This window comes from uncultured Phocaeicola sp., assembly GCF_948499155.1.
GTDB lineage: Bacteria > Bacteroidota > Bacteroidia > Bacteroidales > Bacteroidaceae > Phocaeicola > Phocaeicola faecalis.
In genome coordinates, this window is record NZ_CAOOSE010000024.1 from 29,802 (window position 1) to 48,507 (window position 18,706).

10 protein-coding genes are annotated in these 18,706 nt (G+C 43.3%); 3 read left to right on the forward strand and 7 right to left on the reverse strand.

Going from position 1 to position 18,706, the window contains the following annotated elements; translation table 11 throughout:
- Positions 1 to 178: 178 nt before the first annotated feature.
- The 3 genes from QYT14_RS14885 (at position 179) to QYT14_RS14895 (ending at position 5,284) form a co-directional block, all read left to right on the forward strand.
- Entirely contained in the window at positions 179 to 1,927 is a 1,749-nt protein-coding gene (locus QYT14_RS14885) for a glycoside hydrolase domain-containing protein (protein WP_288325244.1), read from the forward strand.
- A gap of 96 nt (positions 1,928 to 2,023) precedes the next feature.
- Positions 2,024 to 3,784: a DUF6057 family protein gene (locus tag QYT14_RS14890; RefSeq protein ID WP_288325246.1), complete on the forward strand. Its 1,761-nt coding sequence runs from the start codon at positions 2,024 to 2,026 to the stop codon at positions 3,782 to 3,784.
- A 6-nt stretch (positions 3,785 to 3,790) separates the two neighbouring features.
- Positions 3,791 to 5,284, forward strand: a complete 1,494-nt coding sequence (locus QYT14_RS14895; RefSeq protein WP_288325248.1) for a hypothetical protein — start codon at positions 3,791 to 3,793, stop codon at positions 5,282 to 5,284.
- Here QYT14_RS14895 and QYT14_RS14900 read toward each other — a convergent pair.
- The 7 genes from QYT14_RS14900 to QYT14_RS14930 form a co-directional block, all read right to left on the reverse strand.
- Positions 5,274 to 7,556 (reverse strand): beta-galactosidase, encoded by a 2,283-nt coding sequence (locus tag QYT14_RS14900; RefSeq protein WP_288325303.1) that lies wholly within the window; start codon positions 7,554 to 7,556, stop codon positions 5,274 to 5,276. The genes QYT14_RS14895 and QYT14_RS14900 overlap by 11 nt on opposite strands.
- Positions 7,557 to 7,758: 202 nt before the next feature.
- The gene (locus QYT14_RS14905; RefSeq protein WP_288325250.1) at positions 7,759 to 11,178 is read right to left on the reverse strand and encodes a glycoside hydrolase family 2 TIM barrel-domain containing protein; all 3,420 of its coding nucleotides are present in this window, start codon (positions 11,176 to 11,178) and stop codon (positions 7,759 to 7,761) included.
- Positions 11,179 to 11,204: 26 nt separating this feature from the next.
- Positions 11,205 to 14,201, reverse strand: a complete 2,997-nt coding sequence (locus tag QYT14_RS14910; RefSeq protein WP_288325251.1) for a glycoside hydrolase family 2 TIM barrel-domain containing protein — start codon at positions 14,199 to 14,201, stop codon at positions 11,205 to 11,207.
- A gap of 28 nt (positions 14,202 to 14,229) precedes the next feature.
- Positions 14,230 to 15,789 carry a sodium/sugar symporter gene (locus QYT14_RS14915; protein WP_288325253.1) on the reverse strand — a complete coding sequence of 520 codons (1,560 nt, stop codon included), beginning with the start codon at positions 15,787 to 15,789 and terminating at the stop codon, positions 14,230 to 14,232.
- 12 nt (positions 15,790 to 15,801) lie between these two features.
- Positions 15,802 to 16,695 carry an SMP-30/gluconolactonase/LRE family protein gene (locus QYT14_RS14920; protein WP_237039650.1) on the reverse strand — a complete coding sequence of 298 codons (894 nt, stop codon included), beginning with the start codon at positions 16,693 to 16,695 and terminating at the stop codon, positions 15,802 to 15,804.
- A 29-nt stretch (positions 16,696 to 16,724) separates the two neighbouring features.
- Positions 16,725 to 17,516, reverse strand: a complete 792-nt coding sequence (locus QYT14_RS14925) for an SDR family oxidoreductase (protein ID WP_237039651.1) — start codon at positions 17,514 to 17,516, stop codon at positions 16,725 to 16,727.
- A 5-nt stretch (positions 17,517 to 17,521) separates the two neighbouring features.
- On the reverse strand, positions 17,522 to 18,691 hold the full coding sequence (locus tag QYT14_RS14930) for a mandelate racemase/muconate lactonizing enzyme family protein (RefSeq protein ID WP_237039652.1): 1,170 nt from the start codon (positions 18,689 to 18,691) through the stop codon (positions 17,522 to 17,524).
- Positions 18,692 to 18,706 lie beyond the last annotated feature (15 nt).

Genomic DNA, 18,706 nt, shown 5'->3' on the forward strand with positions numbered 1-18,706 from the left:
CGCTTCAGATTTCAGGGTATTAGCATAAGGCAAAAAGAAGTGTCAAGGCGGAAAGTAGCATTGCTTTCCGCCTCTTTTATTTATTTCACTGATATATTTCACAGGATTTATAGAAACCTATTTGGATATTAGCTCTCACTACGCTACCTTTGCATACAGAAACAAATAATCACAACCTATGAAAAGACTCATTATTCTAGGCACTTTTTTATTATCAATAAGCTGTCTAAATGCTCAGACTTCAACAAACTACGAAGAAGCAAGTAATCCAATTGCAACCAATCCCTCTTTATGGGCTAAAGTAAGTGCTCCGCAAGTCAGCTGGGGTAGCACAGATATTAGATACAAAAAAGAAGAACCTGCTCCGATTGCCCGACTTAAAAAAGACATTAACCTTACTGCATGGAAGGGTGAAAGAGTTTCGGCACAGTTTGTTGTATGGACTCCTGAAGCACTCGACAACTTATCTTTTATAGTCAGTGACCTAACCTCCGGCAAAGAAACGATTTCAAAAGACGACATCCGTACCGGTTTTGTACGTTATGTCATGACCGACGAATTAAATAAAGACGGAAAAGGCGGATGCGGCTACCGTAAGAGTTCGGATTATGACTCTACACTTGTAGCAGACCCTATCGACCATATCGCCTCCACCCTAGTGGTACCTGCCAATGCGACACAAGGCGGATGGATTAGTGTCCGTGTGCCTCAACAGGTAAAAGCCGGGAAATATACCGGTATCGTTACTGTAAAAGATGGAGATAAAGTCTTATCAGAACTAAAATTAGCAGTAAATGTAAAGAATCACACTTTGCCGGCTTCCACCGAATGGGCTTTCCATCTTGATTTGTGGCAAAACCCATATGCCGAAGCACGTTACTATAATGTAGAACCGTTCAGCAAAGAACATTTTGACCGTATGCGTCCCGATATGCAAAATTATGTAGATGCAGGCGGAAAAGTCATCACTGCCTCTATCATGCACAAACCTTGGAACGGCCAGACTTATGATCCCTTCGAAAGCATGGTAACTTGGTTAAAGAAAGCAGACGGAACTTGGTATTTCGATTATACCGTATTCGACAAATGGGTGGAATATATGATGTCATTGGGAGTTAAAAAGCAAATTAACTGCTATTCAATGGTACCTTGGAGACTCTCCTTCCAATACTTCGACCAGGCAAGCAATTCATTCAAATATCTGGATGCCAAACCGGGCGAACCTGCTTATGATGAATTTTGGGGCAATATGCTGACCTCTTTCGCCAAACATCTGAAAGAAAAAGGATGGTTCGACATAACACATATATCTATGGACGAACGCCCGATGAAAGACATGTTGGCTACATTAAAAGTGATTCGTAAAGCCGATAAAGATTTTAAAGTTTCTTTAGCAGGAACCTATCACGATGAATTAGTGAAAGAATTGCATGACTATTGTATCGCCATAGGCGAGAAGTTCCCTGCAGAAGTGATTAAATCACGCAGAGAAGCCGGACAGGTCACTACCTATTATACCTGTTGTACCGAACCCCGCCCGAATACTTTCACTTTCAGTGCACCGGCTGAAGCTGAATGGTTAGGTTGGTTTGCTGCCAAAGAGAACTTGGACGGTTACCTCCGTTGGGCTTTAAACAGCTGGGTTAAGAATCCTTTGCAAGACAGCCGTTTCACAGCATGGGCTGCCGGAGACACTTATATGATTTATCCCGAAGGACGTTCATCCATCCGTTTCGAACGTCTGATTGAAGGTATTCAAGCTTACGAAAAGATTCGCATCTTAAAGGAAGAATTCGAAAAGAAAGGAAACAAATCAGCTATCAAACAAATTGATAAAGTATTGAAAACATTCGACGAATTCAGTCTGGAAAAGATTCCGGCTGCTACGGTTGTTGCTAAAGCTAAAGAAGCTATCAACAAATATTAAAAAACAATTTATCGGGAGGATGTATCAGAACTTATCAGGAGTTTTGACACATCCTCCTTTATTTAATGACACTTGCAGAATAAACGAAACTCATTGATGAAGAAGAATATTATAATTAATATAACAAGCTGGCTGTGCATAGGTTTGCTTCTATTTTCATATTTGGAACGGCAACTTGCATTCCACTATTTTTATATCGAACAATTTCGTTTGTTCCGTTTCAACCAAGACTACGCTCTCCAACTCTTTTCCCGTCCCGGAGGTATCTCTGAATACATTGCTTCTTTTTTAATTCAATATTTCATCCACCCGCATATCGGACCGCTGATTATGACCTGTCTGTTTCTCTTTATCAGCATCGGTGTGCAGACCATCTGGAGGAAGCTGTCTCCCAATTTGGAAATGCCGTTGGCCTATCTGACACCGGGCATCCTACTATTATTGGCCGATATGGATTTCAATCATCATCTGGAAGGCATCCTTGCCTACGCATCGGTAGTCTGGATACTCAATTTATACATCCGCATCCGTTCCTCATTGATTCGGATTTCATTCATGACCATCGCCTCATGGCTACTGTTCTACTTTGCAGGTCCGGCATTCGAAGCAGTCATATTCTGTGCTATTTTCTATGAATTCTATAAAAAATCATCTTCTAAATGGTATTCCCTTCTTTTATTCCCTTTAGGTATTTTTCCCGCCTTTTGGTGGTATCAGACAGGACTGGGAGGAGAAGCACGCATTGTATTCTCGCCCGATGCTTATTTCCATCCCCGATTGGCATTACAACCTATTATTTATTATGCTTGGGGTGCATTATTACTCATATTCGCACTAGCCTGCCTATGTGGTAAATTCAAAGGGTTTAAAAAGAAATGGATGGTCTATACCTCTCCTATTCTTCAAATCATATTGGCAGGATGGTTCCTACACAACGGAACAAAGACATACAACTCCCCTACGTTGTATTTTGTAAAAGAGCTCGATTATTACGCCAGAACCGAACAATGGGACAAACTTCTTTCTGCTCCCCTTCGTTCCGATAAAAACGCCATGCACGCCTGTTTCCAAAATCTGGCATTGGCACAAAAAGGCATTTTGGCCAACAAAGCATTATCGCTCAAACAAGTAGGGACAGACGGTTTATGGATTACATGGAACCGTTCCACCACAGCTTCCACCTTATTAAGTGATGTTTATTATGCAATGGGAAATGTAGCCCTTGCCCAACGAATGGCTTTCGAGGGAATGATTTCTTCCGAATGGACTGTAAATCCCCGCCTGCTAATCAGACTGGTGAAGACAAATTTGATTTATGGCAATCATGCCGTTGCCGGCAAATACATCAGAATGTTGGAAGACACGCACGCTTATAGAGAGCAGGCACTTGCTTTAAAACAATTTCTGAACAATGATGAAGCTATAGACAAAGATTCTGAATTGGGGTTCAAACGACACTGTATTGCCAAGACCGACGGCTTGGCCCAAATAGAAGGAGTTCCCTATGATTTGCTCCAAATCGTCGCTTCCAATCCCGAATGTAAGACGGCATTCGAATACCTAGGCATATTCTGTTTAATGAATAAAGATATCATTCCGTTCAACCAACTTATAGAAACCTATCATAATGCCAAAGGGTTGTCGCCTATGCCGGTGAGTTTTCAGGAAGCCATCATTCTCGCCCACGAAGGAGACACAGCAGCATGGACTCGATTGGGCGTAACCCCACAAGTGGCAGAACGTTTCCGTGCTTTCAAGCAAACGGTACTTCAAAACAGAGGAAGTGCCGCATTACCCAATAAGCTGCATGCCGGTTTCGGTAATACATACTGGTATTATTATATGTTCAAAAAATAAAACAATATGAAGAACTCTATCTTATTCCACATATTTTTGCTTTGTATCTGCTGCATGGCCTGCACCGGCACAACTAAAGAACCGGTTGCCGATGTAACGCTGGACGAACTACCGTCTATCTTTCCCGATTACGCCGATGTCACCATTCCCCCACATATCGCCCCCTTACGTTTTCAGTTATTGGAACCGGGAGACGAAGCAATAGCCGTACTCAGCTGCGGCAATGAAAAGATGATAACGGCAGCTTCCGCTGACGGACAATTTCTCTTTTCAGAAAAAGAATGGAACAAATTACTAGACAAGGCTGTCGGAAAAGACATTAATGTAAAAGTATATCGAAGAGAAAAGAACGAATGGCAAAGCTACCCCACTTTTCTGTGGCATGTATCTGCCGACCCGATAGACGAGTATCTGGCCTACCGACTGATAGAACCGGGATATGAATTGTGGAATAAAATGGGAATCTACCAACGTCATCTCACCGATTATGAACAAACACCTATCATTGAAAACAGCCTGACAAACCATAACTGCATGAATTGCCATTCCTTCTGTCAGCAAGACCCGGAGAAAATGTTGTTCCACATGCGTGCCGAACTGCCGGGTACTTACATTATAAATGGAAAGAGCATAGAAAAACTGGATACGAAAGCCGGTGAAAAAGTGCAGTCATTGGTTTATCCGTCATGGCATCCTACGGGCAACTTTGTGGCTTTCTCCGTCAACAATACCCGTCAGTCTTTCCACATGAACGATAAAAACCGGATTGAAGTCTATGACCTGTCTTCCGACGTGGTAGTATATGATGTCAATAAGCATGAAGTAGTGACCGACTCGCTGATATTCTCCAATAAAGCCTTTGAAACTTTCCCCACTTTCTCACCGGATGGCAAAACACTTTATTTTTGTTCGGCTCAGGCGAAGGAACTTCCCAAAGACTTCAAATCAGTGAAATACAGCCTTTGTTCTATCAGCTTCGACCCCGAAACCCGCCGTTTCGGTCATCAAGTCGATACACTTTACAGCAGTGAACAAGCCACTGTCCAAATAACCGGAACAGAACACAAAAGTGCCTCCTTCCCCCGGGTTTCTCCCGATGGAAAACAACTTGTCTTTACACTGTCCGAGTATGGAAACTTTTCCATTTGGCATAAAGATGCAGATTTATATAGAATAGATTTGAATTCGGGTGTCATGCACCGTATGGATGAAGTAAACAGTGACGATGTGGAAAGCTACCATTCATGGAGCAGTAACAGCCGTTGGCTTGTTTTCAGCAGCCGGCGCATTGACGGTCTTTATACACGTCCGTATCTGGTACATATTGATGAAAACGGAACGTCTGGCAAACCTTTTGTCCTCCCGCAAAAAGACCCTGATTTCTACTCACGCTTCATGTTCTCATATAATATTCCTGAATTTGTAAAAGGTAAAGTAGAAGCCGAGGCACATACTATCGCAAACACTGCACGCAAGCCGGGAAATAGAATCAGAAATTAAAAGGGGTACTCTTTACATAAGCCTTATACTTCTTTATCATACCCGGATACGACTCTTCAGCACGTGGCAGATAACGGAAACCGGAAACTTTTACGTCTTCTCCCAAACTTATTACAAACTGGTGAGGATATTTATTTCCATCACGAGTGCTCCAATAGGTAGATTCCTGCAAATCATATATTTTATCGGCAGTAAAGTTGCCCCAACTTGTGCTTTCACTATCAGCATATTCAATCTTCCAATGCTGACGGGAAAGCGGCTTACCATTTTCATCCAACAAATAGAACTCGGCCACGGCAGCATTGTCTTTTCCATCTTGCGCACTCAATGCCTCCAGACAGAAATAACGTCCTGCAACAGTTTTTCCAAATTTAACTTCCTGCCAGCCGTTACCTGCTGACAATTCGCCAACGGCAACCGGGCTCTCGCCTTTCAGATTAAGATTTTGCCCTTTAGCGCGATGGGTGGCGGGAGCCTCAGCGCGTAACATATCAAGAATAGGTTTCTTTAATCCCGATACCGTTGCTTTCTCAGGTCCCAGCAAATCAAGAACAATGATTTCATTCTTACCTTTTTTCAGCCAACAGCCAGGCATGAACAAAGTTTGCTGCGGTCCGATTTTCCAAAAACGTCCCATCGCCTTTCCATTAACCCAAACCATTCCTTTTCCCCACGTTTGCATATCTAGAAAAACATCTCCTACTTGGTCTAACTCAAACGTTGCACGATAGTATGCAGGTGCATCAAGTTTTTCACCCTCCACATATTTCTTTGACTCTGCAAAGTCGTGAGCAACCGGGAAACTATAAACTTCCCAATTCTTCAACTCCCGTTTATCCGTCTCGGTCAGCAGTTCAACCTTATCCGTAATTCCTTTACGGTCATGGATAGCCACATCAAAATTAACACGTCCCATCGCTTCAACCAGAATATCAAGTCGGGTACCTTTCTGCAGCGAAGGAAGTACCAACGAATTCTGTCCGCGTCTGCGATCCAGACGTCCCAACAGTTTGCCATCGGCGTACACTTGTGCCCAATCGTGTACTTCATCTATTAACAAAGTAGTACCTTCCTTCACTTCCGGCAAAGAGGTGCGATATAAAATCGTTCCCCAACCTTGGTCGAACTGCTCCATCGGTTTGATATCCTCTGAAAGTTTCGGTTCGGGCAGATTGTCAAATAACGGAGCCACTTCCTTTAAAGCAAATTCGGGAATCTCAATTACCGGATAAGCAGCCGGAACATCGGGTATCACTTGTGCTGAGTCGGCATATTGCATCAACATCTCCCGCAACTTATAATATTTAGGAGTTGCCCAACCCGCTTCACTGATAGGAGCATCATAATCATAAGAACTACACATGGCAGAATAAGCAGGACTATTTGCTCCTCCCCAATGTCCAAAAGTAGTTCCTCCATGCGTCATATACAGAGAAAAAGAGATATGGCGGTCAAGCATATCTTTAATGCCCGAAACCATTGTCTCAGCATCACGAGTTTCATGTTTACGTCCCCAATGGTCAAACCATCCGCTCCAAAACTCGCTACACATTAAAGGTGCATTGGGACGAGCTTCTTGCAATTTTTTAAACTGTGCATCAATATTGGCTCCTGTTCCGAAATTAATTGTCCAAACCAAATCATCCAATCCGTTACGTTGGAAAGTAGAACTCCAGTCACACTGAAACAGAGGCACATCTGTAAAACCGGCTCCTTTGACTATATCGCGTATGTTGGCAATATATTCTTTGTCAGTAGCATAGGCTCCATATTCATTTTCTACCTGTACCATAATGATATTCCCTCCGCGGCTCACCTGCAAATCCGCCAGTTCCTTACCAATCTCATTCATAAAGCATTTTGTTCTTTCAAGGAAATAGGCATCATTGGTACGAAGCTTGATATCTTTCTTTTTCAACAACCACCAAGGTAATCCTCCCATCTCCCATTCCGAACAAACATAAGGACCGGGACGCAACATGATATACATTCCATGTTTCTGTGCCAAACGGCAAAATGCAGCTATGTCATTCTGCCCTTTAAAATCAAACTCGCCCTCTTTTTGTTCGTGGATGTTCCAAAAAGCATAAATACAAATAGTATTCATGCCAAGTGCCTTACACATCTGTATACGATGTTCCCAATACTCGGCAGGAATACGGGTATAATGCATCTCGGCTGCTTTTATCAGAAAAGGGGTTCCATCCAATAAAAATGTTTTATCACCAATAGAAAAAGTATGTTTCTCCTTTTGTATGGGACTACATCCCATAAATATCAAAGAACAAAGGAAGAAAAACAAGACAAAGACTTTACTTGATTTTTTCATAATACGACATTAATAAGCTGATTGTTTTAAAGTACAAAGATAAAAACAACCCTTCTTTCCTAATTTAATTTGCCGGAAAGAAGAGTTGCACAAAACGGAACTAATAAATAAAACTCTAGGAATATCAGGTACTGAACATACAGCTTTATTCCACTCTCAGTGTCACTTTACCTTTTATTATGTCATTACTCTTAATCGGTTTCCGATAAGGAGCATAATATCCGTCCAAAAACATTTCGTTGCCGGCAGTTACAAAGTCGGCAACAAGGAAACAGATTTTATCTTTTCCCAACCAAGAACGCCAATGCTGCTCACCATTTGAACAAGCCGTTACTTTATGCCCGTTTCCGTCACACAATCCTGCATACCAAATATTTCGGCGAGTAGCCCGAAAGTCATTGCTACCCAATTCATTAAAGTCTTTGCTCCACGACCACGAAGGTTGTATTCGCGGATTTGTTTGTGCAGGAAGACCCTGATAAAATAAATCGGCAGTACCTACCGGACGGCTGATATGGTCATCAGGATACACACTCCACATTCCCTTACGACGCCAAAACGTCTGGTCATAGCTTTGTGGTGCCTCAAAAACCAAGCCCCATTGTCGCGGATTTACATTCTGTAAAGCTTTAAAATGATAGTCAACTGCCAATTCACCATTAGCATTAACCGTCAAACGATAACTGCCTTCAAACTCCTTATAGCTTCCTGTTACAGTTACTATTACATTATTTTCTTCCTTATATGCCTTTACTTCCACTGCGTTCCAATCTGAACATAAATCGTTATAAATAGGCGTATTAGCATTGTGATTGGGATAACATCCACCTCCAGTCAACGGAAGCGCCATCAACCATGGACCGCCTTTCAAGACTTCTTTTCCTGCCTTCCTCAGAGACAAGATTTGCCCATTAAATCTGCTGATTTCACAACAGAAATTCTTTCCACTGATTACATAAGCCTTTTTACCGACTTTCAGTTTAGTCGGCTGCGACAACCATTGAGGCAGCTCATTTTGTTTTTGTTCTCCTACCGGTATCAGATATTCATCAACAATAAACCCACGAGGATCAGTAAATGACAAATAAAGTTCATTTGCCTTATCGGGATTGGCTATTGGTATACGTATCCTTCCATCTTCCGAAGGAGAAATGGAAGCAGAAACCGTACCCTGTTCCTCGCCATATTGATAAGCAATCTTTATCTCATCCATATTCAGGTAAGTATATCTGTTCTCCACATCCACAACCAATTCATTGGCAGGTGAAAGAGCTTCGGTAAGAACTTTGACCGGACTATAAATTTTCTTCATATCCCAATATTCCGGTTTGGGGCGACGCCAACCGTCAATAGGTCCCCAAGCTCCATACCCGACAGCATTCCCGTCAGGCAATTGGAAGATATCATCAATGCCCGACCAAATAGAACCGCCCAGCACTCCTCGGGTCTGATACATATTTTCCCAAGTAGGAGCCAAAGCCAATGCCCAATCACTACGTATCCCCGGGTCGGTCACCAGTTCACTGCGGTTATAAACATTTAAATGGCAATACTCTCCATAAATCATGGGGCGATTACTCTGCGCAGCCACTTTATAGCCATTAGGCCCGGGATAATGAATATTCGCAATAGGAGCAGTACTTCCCTGATTATTAAAACCTCCATACGCCTGGTCGTGAAACGTATGCGGACGAGTAGAATCGGCTTTATACACATATTCTTGTATTTGGGCAAATTCTTTGTTCCAATAAGACTCATTAGCCATAGACCAAAACAAAACAGAAGGGTGATTACGATAAAAATGAATCGTCTCCATATTAGCTTGGAGTATATAAGGATAGTATTGGCTATCTTGATAATTGAGTGTTTTCCAATTTTCATTGGCATGATGTCCCACCCAGCAAACCGGAGATTCTACTTCGACAAACATCCCCAGTTCATCACAGATATCCAGCATTTCCTCACAAGGAGGATAATGTGAAGTACGGACAAAATTACAGTTGGCGGCACGATAAAGTTCAATATCCTTTCGTTGCAACATTGCATCCACGACACGCCCCGTCAAAGGATGCATCTCATGTCGGCATACTCCCCGCAACTTAACAGCACGCCCATTTACAAACAACTCATTTCCACGAACTTCTATCTCACGAAAACCAAAACGTTTCTCCACGGTTTCTATCACTTCGCCATTTAGACAAAGCTCCATTCTCAACGTATAAAGATTAGGCTGTTCATTATTCCATAACAGCGGGGCAGTAACAGTATCCGAAAGAAGCCCCTTCCAAGTCTCTCCGACAGCCAGTTTCGGAAGACATCGCTCTATGACATTAGGCAAACCATTGACAGACAATCGCAATGTCAATCCACTCTGCACGTAAGTTGCCTTATTCACTACAGCAGTCTCTATCTTCAGAACCGCATTCCGATATTCACTATCCAAATCTGTTACAATACGCAAATCCGACACATGGGTTTGAGGAACAGCCATCAGTGTCACCTTTCTGGTAATACCTCCCAACTGATGGGCGGCATACTGAGTCAGACTGCCCAGCATATCAGCCAAAGATTCGCTTCTTACAGCAAGTGCCAACTCATTAACGCCCGGTTTTAAATACTCTGTCGCATCTATCTCATATACAGTCATCCCCCCTAAATGATAACCTGCTTTCACCCCATTTAGATAAACATAGTATTCACTATGCACTCCGTCAAAGCGTAACTTGACATTCTTATCTTTCCAATCTTCCGGCAAAACAAACGACTTACGATAACCTGCATACGCCATCGAGTCCACCTTAAATCCCTGCATCGACCATTGGCCGGGAACAATAACAGACCTCCACCCGGAAGAATCCGGGTGTTTATAAAACTCTTTTTCAGGCTGAGGATTAAACTGCCATGTTCCATTCAAAGACAAAACCGGCCGATAAGTACCCGTAACACTTTTAGGAAGAACCGTATAAACCGGCAACACTTTTTCAACATCCACATCCGTATCAATACGATAAGTCTGCACATTTCCCAATGCCTCTTTCTCTTTACCTTCAAAAGGAACCGGAGCTTTAGTATTGGAGGAATAAAGGTTTAATTCGGAAACAATGGCATTTGCTCCTTTCCCGGCCACTTCAAACACCAATACCAACTGACTGTAAGCATAAGCTTTACGTGGTAAGTCCAACAAATATCTTTGCTCCTTTCCCGCTTCCAACGTCACATTCTGTATTTCATTTCCATCTACCACAATACGTTGTTTACGTTCATGGTCAGCCAGATAAACCACCTCCAATTGATAGTCGGCATGAATATCCAAATGATTAAAAGCATAAATCACTTTTCCACCGAAATTGCATGTTATAGCTTCCTTACTACCTTTTACCTCGGGAGGCATCGTATAGTTCTCTCCTTTTATTAAAAAAGGCTGCGCACCGGGTACACCACAATCATTGGCTGCAACCCTCGTCAATGAACTTTCCTGAGCAAGTGCCGGCAATGCTCCTATAAGCATTGCTCCGACTATTGCCCCAAAACGTTTCAATCTCTTTATTATATTAACCTTCATCATAAAATGACGCACACTTTTTTATTCGATTATTTCATTCTCAGATTTATCTGTCCGTAGCAAGGCAGAGCTTCCAATGTCTTACAATAATTTCCCCATGCTATTTCAGGATAATCCCAACGATTATTTGTGTATAAAATCAATTGTTCATCGGCACGTTTGTTTATCCGACAAGCTACTGAAGCATCTTTTGAGATGACCGATATCCGATGTTCGGAATCTGTTTCCGTAGAAAGTGAATAATAATAAATATTCTCTTTCATACCTTTTGCCATTTGTGTAAGAGGCTGCTTACAATTGGCACCGGCATCTGCCCAATAATAATAGTTGTGCGTATCAGCCTGCCAAACTTGAACCGGTTTTTCGCCGTATGCTGCCTGTTTAGACTGATAAAGGGAAGTACGACCTTCATTTCCGGCAAATTCACCCTCAGGATAATAATTCCAATACCCTTTACGCTTCCAATCCAAGTGTTGGATAGCATCCGACAAATAGAAAGACAACCCCGTCTCACGCAAGAAACCATTGGGCACACCGGAAGTTTGGTAATTAACCGACAACTCTCCTTTAGGAGATATCAATATATCAAACTCCGCTACAACTCCCCGGTAATTGCCGACAAGCACTACTTTGATTGTTCCGTTCTCTTTCTCAGTGTAACTGAATGATGTTTTTTTCCAGTCCGAATCTGAAATCGTAAAATGATTGGCCATTTTACGAACCTCTGCACCTGTCAAATGATTCAGGTTAACATAAAGATTAAGGAACGGACCTTTTTCTATTATCACTTGCTCACCGGCTTTAGCATTGACTATTAACCCTGTAGCCTTATCAAAAGGTATTTCAAAGCCTTCCCCTCTTATAATCAGTTTATCACCATTATCTGTTACAATCAGCTTTTCTCCGCCAACCACAGCAGGATAGTCTATCTTTTCTACTCCCAATACAAGACGATAAGCATCAATCAAATCTCCTTCCGAAGTAAAGAACTCTACCAACAGCTTCTCACCCTCTTCCCATTGCTCGGCAGGAATTGTCAACAGACCTTTCTGATGAGGCCCGACAGAAGTCAGTTTCAAAGACTTCCGCGTTCCTTTGTAAGTATAAAATGCACTTATTTCATCCAGGTCGGTATGGTCAAAACGGTTGTATACAGTCAACATCAGTGGTTGCCCGGCAGTAAAAGAAAGATTGTCATCTGCCAGTAAACGCACAGGTGAATAAGCTTTCTTGGTAGACCAAAATTCCGGTTTCGGACGTCTCCATACGTCTACAATACCCCATTCTCCGTATCCGACACAGTTCCCTTGATAATTTTCAGGTTTGGCAGTGTGGGCAAACTCTTTCCAGAATGCAGTTCCAACCTTAGGCTGAGGTAATGCAAACACTTCATCCACATATCCCCAAATAGCTCCTCCCAATCCGCCCGGCGCATTGTACAAGCCATCCCACATCATATCAATAGATTTCCCCCAGAATTCACGGATATTAGGGTCGGTCTGCAAAGTGGCATAGGTGTAACAAGCCGGATGAGCCCACTCATCGTATAATGCCGGCATACCATGTCCTTGAAAATTACGGGTAGACATCCCCCATTGGTTGATATTGCCATACACATTCTGATAGTGCATACTCAGAATATCAAATATTTTAGCCTTCTTTTCCACAGCCGAACCCGGATAGCTGAAAATAACGGGGCGCGTGGTATCCGTAGCCTTCACCCAATCCCAGCACAATTGGAAATTAGTACCATAAGCACTTTCATTACCGATGCTCCAAAACAAGACAGAAGGATGAGAACGGAAAGCTTTCACCATTTCCTGACATTGTCCCAAGTAACGGTCGGCATAAGCCGAATCACTCTGTGTATTACCCGGAGCATAATTCTTCTGCCGATAAGTATCAACAAAGCAAACAGCCGTTTCACTTTCCACATATACACCATAACGGTTACAAAACTCCAAAAAACGTTCCGAAGGAGGATAATGAGAAGTACGGACAAAGTTCATATTAGACTGCTTAAAGAGCAATACATCCAGACTATCCAACTCAGCAGTAGTGGTACGCCCCAATGTAGGATGGATATCATGACGACAAGCTCCGCGCAGTTTCACCTGACGGCCGTTAACCAACATACGGTCTTTAACAATCTTCACATCCCGAAAACCGATGCGACGGTCGAAACGAGACAGTTCTCTATCATCCTTGTACACTGCCACTTCCAATGTATACAGATTAGGATGTTCCGCATCCCATTTCAATGGGTTTGCTACAGGCAACGAGAACGTATTTTTCCCTTTCGCCAACTTAAAACGGCTTTGCGGCAACTGTACATTTCTGCCTTCCTTATCCTTCAACTCCAATCTTGCTTCCGCACCTTCTTTACCAATAAACTCACAAGCAAAACGCAACTCGGCATCTTTATAAAGTGAATCCAAATGGGTTTCCACACTCACATCATACAGGTGAGATTCAGGTAAAGCGAACAATGTGACATCACGAAGTATGCCGCCAATAGGATGATGTGCATATCCGGAAGCATAAGAAATCTCGTCTAAACGGTCTTCTACCTCCAATTGAATTTCGTTCTTCTTCCCTACACGCACCAGCGAAGTAATATCAGTTTCCCAACGGGTAAAACCACCATGATGCTCACGAACAAATTTACCATTTACACTCAACTTGGCATGACTGTATACGCCGTCGAAACGCAAAATAACCTGCTTTCCCGCATAGTCGGCCGGTATGATAAATGTCTTCTTATAAAAGAACGGTTTATCATGTTCAATGGCAAATCCTTGCATAGCCGCTTCGCCGGGCACTTGAATAGTAGTCCACCGGCTTTGGGGAGAATATTTAAATGCCCATGTTCCGCTTAATGACATGACAGGTTGCTGCACTCCTTCCAACTGTGAAGGTAAGATATAACTTCGCCCTGAACAGACAGCAGCGGATGCTGCATTCAGGGAAGAATATGAAAGCAGGCAAATACCTGCCATTAATAAAGTCTGTTTTATCGTTATCATAATGATATAAATAAGGTTAGTACTCTTTTTACCACCAAAGCCAATAGAAACCAATCAGAATGGCAATGATGATGCAAGAAAAAATATTAAATAACTTACTTGTATGAAACAACGAAGCATGAATAGCGGAACATTGGCCGGATGAGCGGTTACGTCTGCCTAGCATAATGATAAGACCGCAGCATAATAAAAAGACAATGCCCATTCTATCCATCCACGGCAAAGCCGGACAAAGTATTTTCAGCAAAGCAGAAAATACAAATGACCCCAGTGCTGCCGAAAGCGCACCGTTTGCCGTTGCTCTCCGATAAAAGAAACCGGCAAGAAAAATAGCCAATGCACCCGGACTCACAAATCCGGTAAATTCCTGAATATAATGAAACGCCTGATCCAACCCCGAAAGTAAAGGAGCGATACACACTGCCACCAACAACGAAACAGCACTTGCCCAACGTCCGGTACGCACCAACTCGGTCTGTCCTGCTTTAGGACGAAAATAGGAACGATAAATGTCCATTGTAAAAATGGTGGAAATGCTATTCATCATTGATGCCAGCGAACTGACAATCGCTGCCGTCAGAGCCGCAAACGCAATTCCCTTTACCCCCACAGGCAGCAGATTGCTCAGCAACCAAGGATAGGCTTCATCCGACTTTTCCAGAGAAGCATTCAAAGCAAATGCCGCAATGCCCGGAATGACGACCAGCAACGGAATCAATAATTTGATGAAACCGGCAAACAACATACCGTTTTGTGCCTCGCTCACCGATTTGGCTGCCAACGCACGCTGAATAATGTACTGGTTGCATCCCCAATAATATAAATTGGCAACCCATAACCCTCCTATAATAACCGATACCCCGGGAAGATCCATATATCCGGGATGTGACTTATCAAGTATAAGATGGAACTTATCTTCCGCCTGTTCACAAAGATTGGTAAACCCTGAAATAACCCCTTCCCCATTGCCCAGCATATCGAGTGCAATGTAAGTGGTTATCAATCCGCCGCCTATCAAGAACACAACCTGGATAACATCGGTCAACGCCACGGCTTTCAGTCCTCCATAAATGGAATAAATTCCGGCAAAGGCTGCCAATCCTATTATCCCTGCCAACATAGGAACTCCCATAATATTCTCAATGGTCAAGGCACCTAAATAAAGAATGGAAGTTAAATTAATAAATATGAATACCGCCAACCAGAAAAAAGCCATCACCGTCTTCACCCGGCGGTCGAAACGCTCCTCCAAGAATTGTGGCATCGTAAAGATTTTCTTCTCCAGAAAAACAGGAATAAAAAACTTAGCCACAATCAGCAGCCCCAACGCCGCAATCCACTCATACGTCGCCATAGCCAATCCGATGGCATAACCAGACCCCGACATACCGACAAACTGTTCTGCCGAGATATTGGATGCTATAATAGAGGCCCCTATTGCCCACCAAGCCAATCCCCTGCCGGCCAAGAAATAGTTATTGGCATCCTGCACCTCCCCTTTAGAACTACGTGAAACATAAAGTCCTACAAGCAAAATAAGCAAGCAGTAGGCTATAAAGATAATCAAATCAATCGTTGATATATTCATGCTGTCGTCCTCTTAGCGGATTATAAACGGATAATGATTCTCTCCCGGAGCAACTCCGGGTATATCGGCCACAAACAAACTGCCACTCAGTGGATAGGCTTGTATCTCGGCTTCCGACAAACCGTCTCTGGCCGTTGTTATGAACAACTGATTACGCTCCTTACCACCAAATGTACACGAAGCCACATTGGGAACAGGAACTTCTATTTTATCAACCAGTTGTCCCGTTGCCGGACTCCAAACATACACGCCGAATCCTCCCCAATGAGCCACCCACAAAAGTCCGTTAGCATCAATGGTCATTCCGTCTGGCACTCCATACTCCATAGGAACCTGTACAGCAGTACGAATAAAATAAATAGCACCGGTCAAATAGTCATAAGCATATTCTTCAATGCATCTTCTGCCGGAATCAGCATAATACATACGGTCTCCTTTCCGGTTCCAAACAATTCCGTTCGGGATACTTTGTTGTCCCAAAACAGATGCCAAAGATAAATCATTATCCACACAATACAAACTTCCGTTTCCATTATGTTCACTGCAATGCATCACTCCGCACCAGATACGACCTTCCGGAGATGCCTTACAGTCATTGGTACGCCATTGCGGATGCAAACATGGAAGCTCAATCAATGTCCTATATGTCCTTTCTTTCAAGTCATAGGCGATAAAGCGGTTTTTCATTGCCAGCAGCACTTCATGGTCATGTCCTTTCCAAGGAATAATAGAAGTTACCATTTCCGGAAAGGTATGTTCTTCCACCGTACCTTCATTGGAACCATATTGATATAAAATCCCATTATCAATGTCCACCCATAACAAACATTCTAAACCAGGCATCCATGTAGCGGCCTCGCCGGTCCGGTTATAACACCGATGTAATAGAGTTGCATTCATCATCATCTATATTAAACTACCTATTGAAAACTGATTTAAACATCCTGCATCAACGCAGACCGTCCTCCATCCATCAGAATGGTCGTTCCACTTATAAATTGAGCCATAGGTGAAGCCAGATAAACACATAATGCACCCACTTCCTCCACCGTACCGATTCTTTTCACCGGATGAAGGTCAATCGTACGCCGACGTTCGGCCATCGCATCCGGAAACGAATTGAACCAAGTATCATTTCCTGCCGTATCTATAAATCCGGGAGCCACCCCGACCGTCCGTATCTTCGGCCCCCACTCTATAGTCAGACTCCGTACCAGTCCGGTGATAGCCGTCTTTGTAACATTATAGGGGAAACATCCCGGAATGGAACAGAAAGCATGATTGGAAGTCATCAGCAAGATGACCCCATTGCCACTTTGTTCTAAATAAGGTTTACAAAGTTTAGCCAAACGCCAGTGAGAAGCCAAGTTCAGGTCCAGATTGTATGTCCATTGGCTTTCCGAACATGCTGCCGCACCTTCAAATACATTCATCCCGGCGTTGGAAACAACAATATCCAACCGCCCGAAGGTCGTAATCACCTCTTGCACAAACTGTTCCAATTCCTTTTCCTGCGTGACATCCGCCTGAACATAGAGTGCCTTGCGACCCTCTCTTTCCACAGCCTGCAAAAATACAGAAACACTGTCATCAGTGCCCGGCTTACGCGAACATCCTGCCACACAAGCTCCTGCACGAGCAAACTCACGTGCCGTGCCCAGTCCGATACCGGAGGATACTCCGGTAATCAGAACAACCTTTCCGGTTAAGTCTATTTGAAACGGCATACGCATTAAATATAAAAGTTCTCAGGAGGATTGTTTATAATACCCGGATGCTTTTCCATCTCCTCTTCCACCAAATCCACTCCCAGCCCCGGGCGGTCCGACAGATGTAAATGCCCATCATAAACCATATCGGCAATAGGATGGTCAATAACCGTATCCCTCCAGGGAACATCATTGAACATAAACTCTTGACGGAAAAAATTAGGAACGGAAGCACACACATGAGACGAAGCAAGAGTGGACAAGGGGCCGTTAGGATTATGAGGAGCCAATAGAACCTGATAAGCCTCAGCCATCGTAGCCATCCGTTTCATCTCAGAAGGTCCTCCGCAGCGGGTTATATCCGGCATGATTATATCACATATATGTTTTTCAAGCAATGAGCGAATGCCAAAGCGGGTATAATGACGTTCGCCCACACAAATAGAGACATCCGAGGGAATGCGTTCACGCATGGCACGCAATGTTTGAGAACTTTCCGGTCCTGCCGGCTCCTCATACCAGGCAATATCCAATGTTGCCAAACGCTCCGCCATCTTCACAGCAATGCGGTAATTCAGCATGGCATGGGTTTCAATCATAATATCCACCTCCGGACCTACCGCCTCACGGACTGCCTTTGAAACGTTGAATGCCAAATCCTGTTGTGCAGGAGTCAGTGTAAGATTGGACGCCAAATCTTCACCATAGAAATAATTGGTATGTGCAAACGGGTCAAACTTCAACCCCGTGAATCCGGCTGCCTTCACCGCACGTGCTTGTTCAGCATAATCGGCTTCATTGTGCCCCCCTTTCGTAAACCAATAATTGGCATACAACAGAATATCCTTACGGTAAGCTCCTCCCAAAAGTTCATAGCACGGCACCCCCAATACCTTGCCTTTCAAATCAAGCAATGCCATATCAATACCGCTAATGGCACACATACTGGCACCATAGGGACCTACCCAGTTTAAGTCACGATAAAGCTTTGTCCAAATAAAATCCGTCTTCATCGGATCAAGCCCGATAATGCGGTTGCCTATATGTTTTGCCGCCTCGTATACGATAGGGCTTCCCGGCCAGTTAGTAGCCTCACCCACACCCGTATAACCTTCGTCTGTATATATCTTCAATAAAGTCCAATTGTACTTGATGCCCTGCACCAACCATACTTTTACATCTGTTATTTTCATCTTTACTTATTTTAT

Bases quoted from the DNA above. Each gene is read 5' to 3' on its own strand.
- QYT14_RS14885 (WP_288325244.1), top strand. From the start codon at position 179: ATGAAAAGACTCATTATTCTAGGCACTTTTTTATTATCAATAAGCTGT.
- QYT14_RS14890 (WP_288325246.1), top strand. From the start codon at position 2,024: ATGAAGAAGAATATTATAATTAATATAACAAGCTGGCTGTGCATAGGT.
- QYT14_RS14895 (WP_288325248.1), top strand. From the start codon at position 3,791: ATGAAGAACTCTATCTTATTCCACATATTTTTGCTTTGTATCTGCTGC.
- QYT14_RS14900 (WP_288325303.1), bottom strand. From the start codon at position 7,556: ATGGGATGTAGTCCCATACAAAAGGAGAAACATACTTTTTCTATTGGT.
- QYT14_RS14905 (WP_288325250.1), bottom strand. From the start codon at position 11,178: ATGATGAAGGTTAATATAATAAAGAGATTGAAACGTTTTGGGGCAATA.
- QYT14_RS14910 (WP_288325251.1), bottom strand. From the start codon at position 14,201: ATGATAACGATAAAACAGACTTTATTAATGGCAGGTATTTGCCTGCTT.
- QYT14_RS14915 (WP_288325253.1), bottom strand. From the start codon at position 15,789: ATGAATATATCAACGATTGATTTGATTATCTTTATAGCCTACTGCTTG.
- QYT14_RS14920 (WP_237039650.1), bottom strand. From the start codon at position 16,695: ATGATGATGAATGCAACTCTATTACATCGGTGTTATAACCGGACCGGC.
- QYT14_RS14925 (WP_237039651.1), bottom strand. From the start codon at position 17,516: ATGCCGTTTCAAATAGACTTAACCGGAAAGGTTGTTCTGATTACCGGA.
- QYT14_RS14930 (WP_237039652.1), bottom strand. From the start codon at position 18,691: ATGAAAATAACAGATGTAAAAGTATGGTTGGTGCAGGGCATCAAGTAC.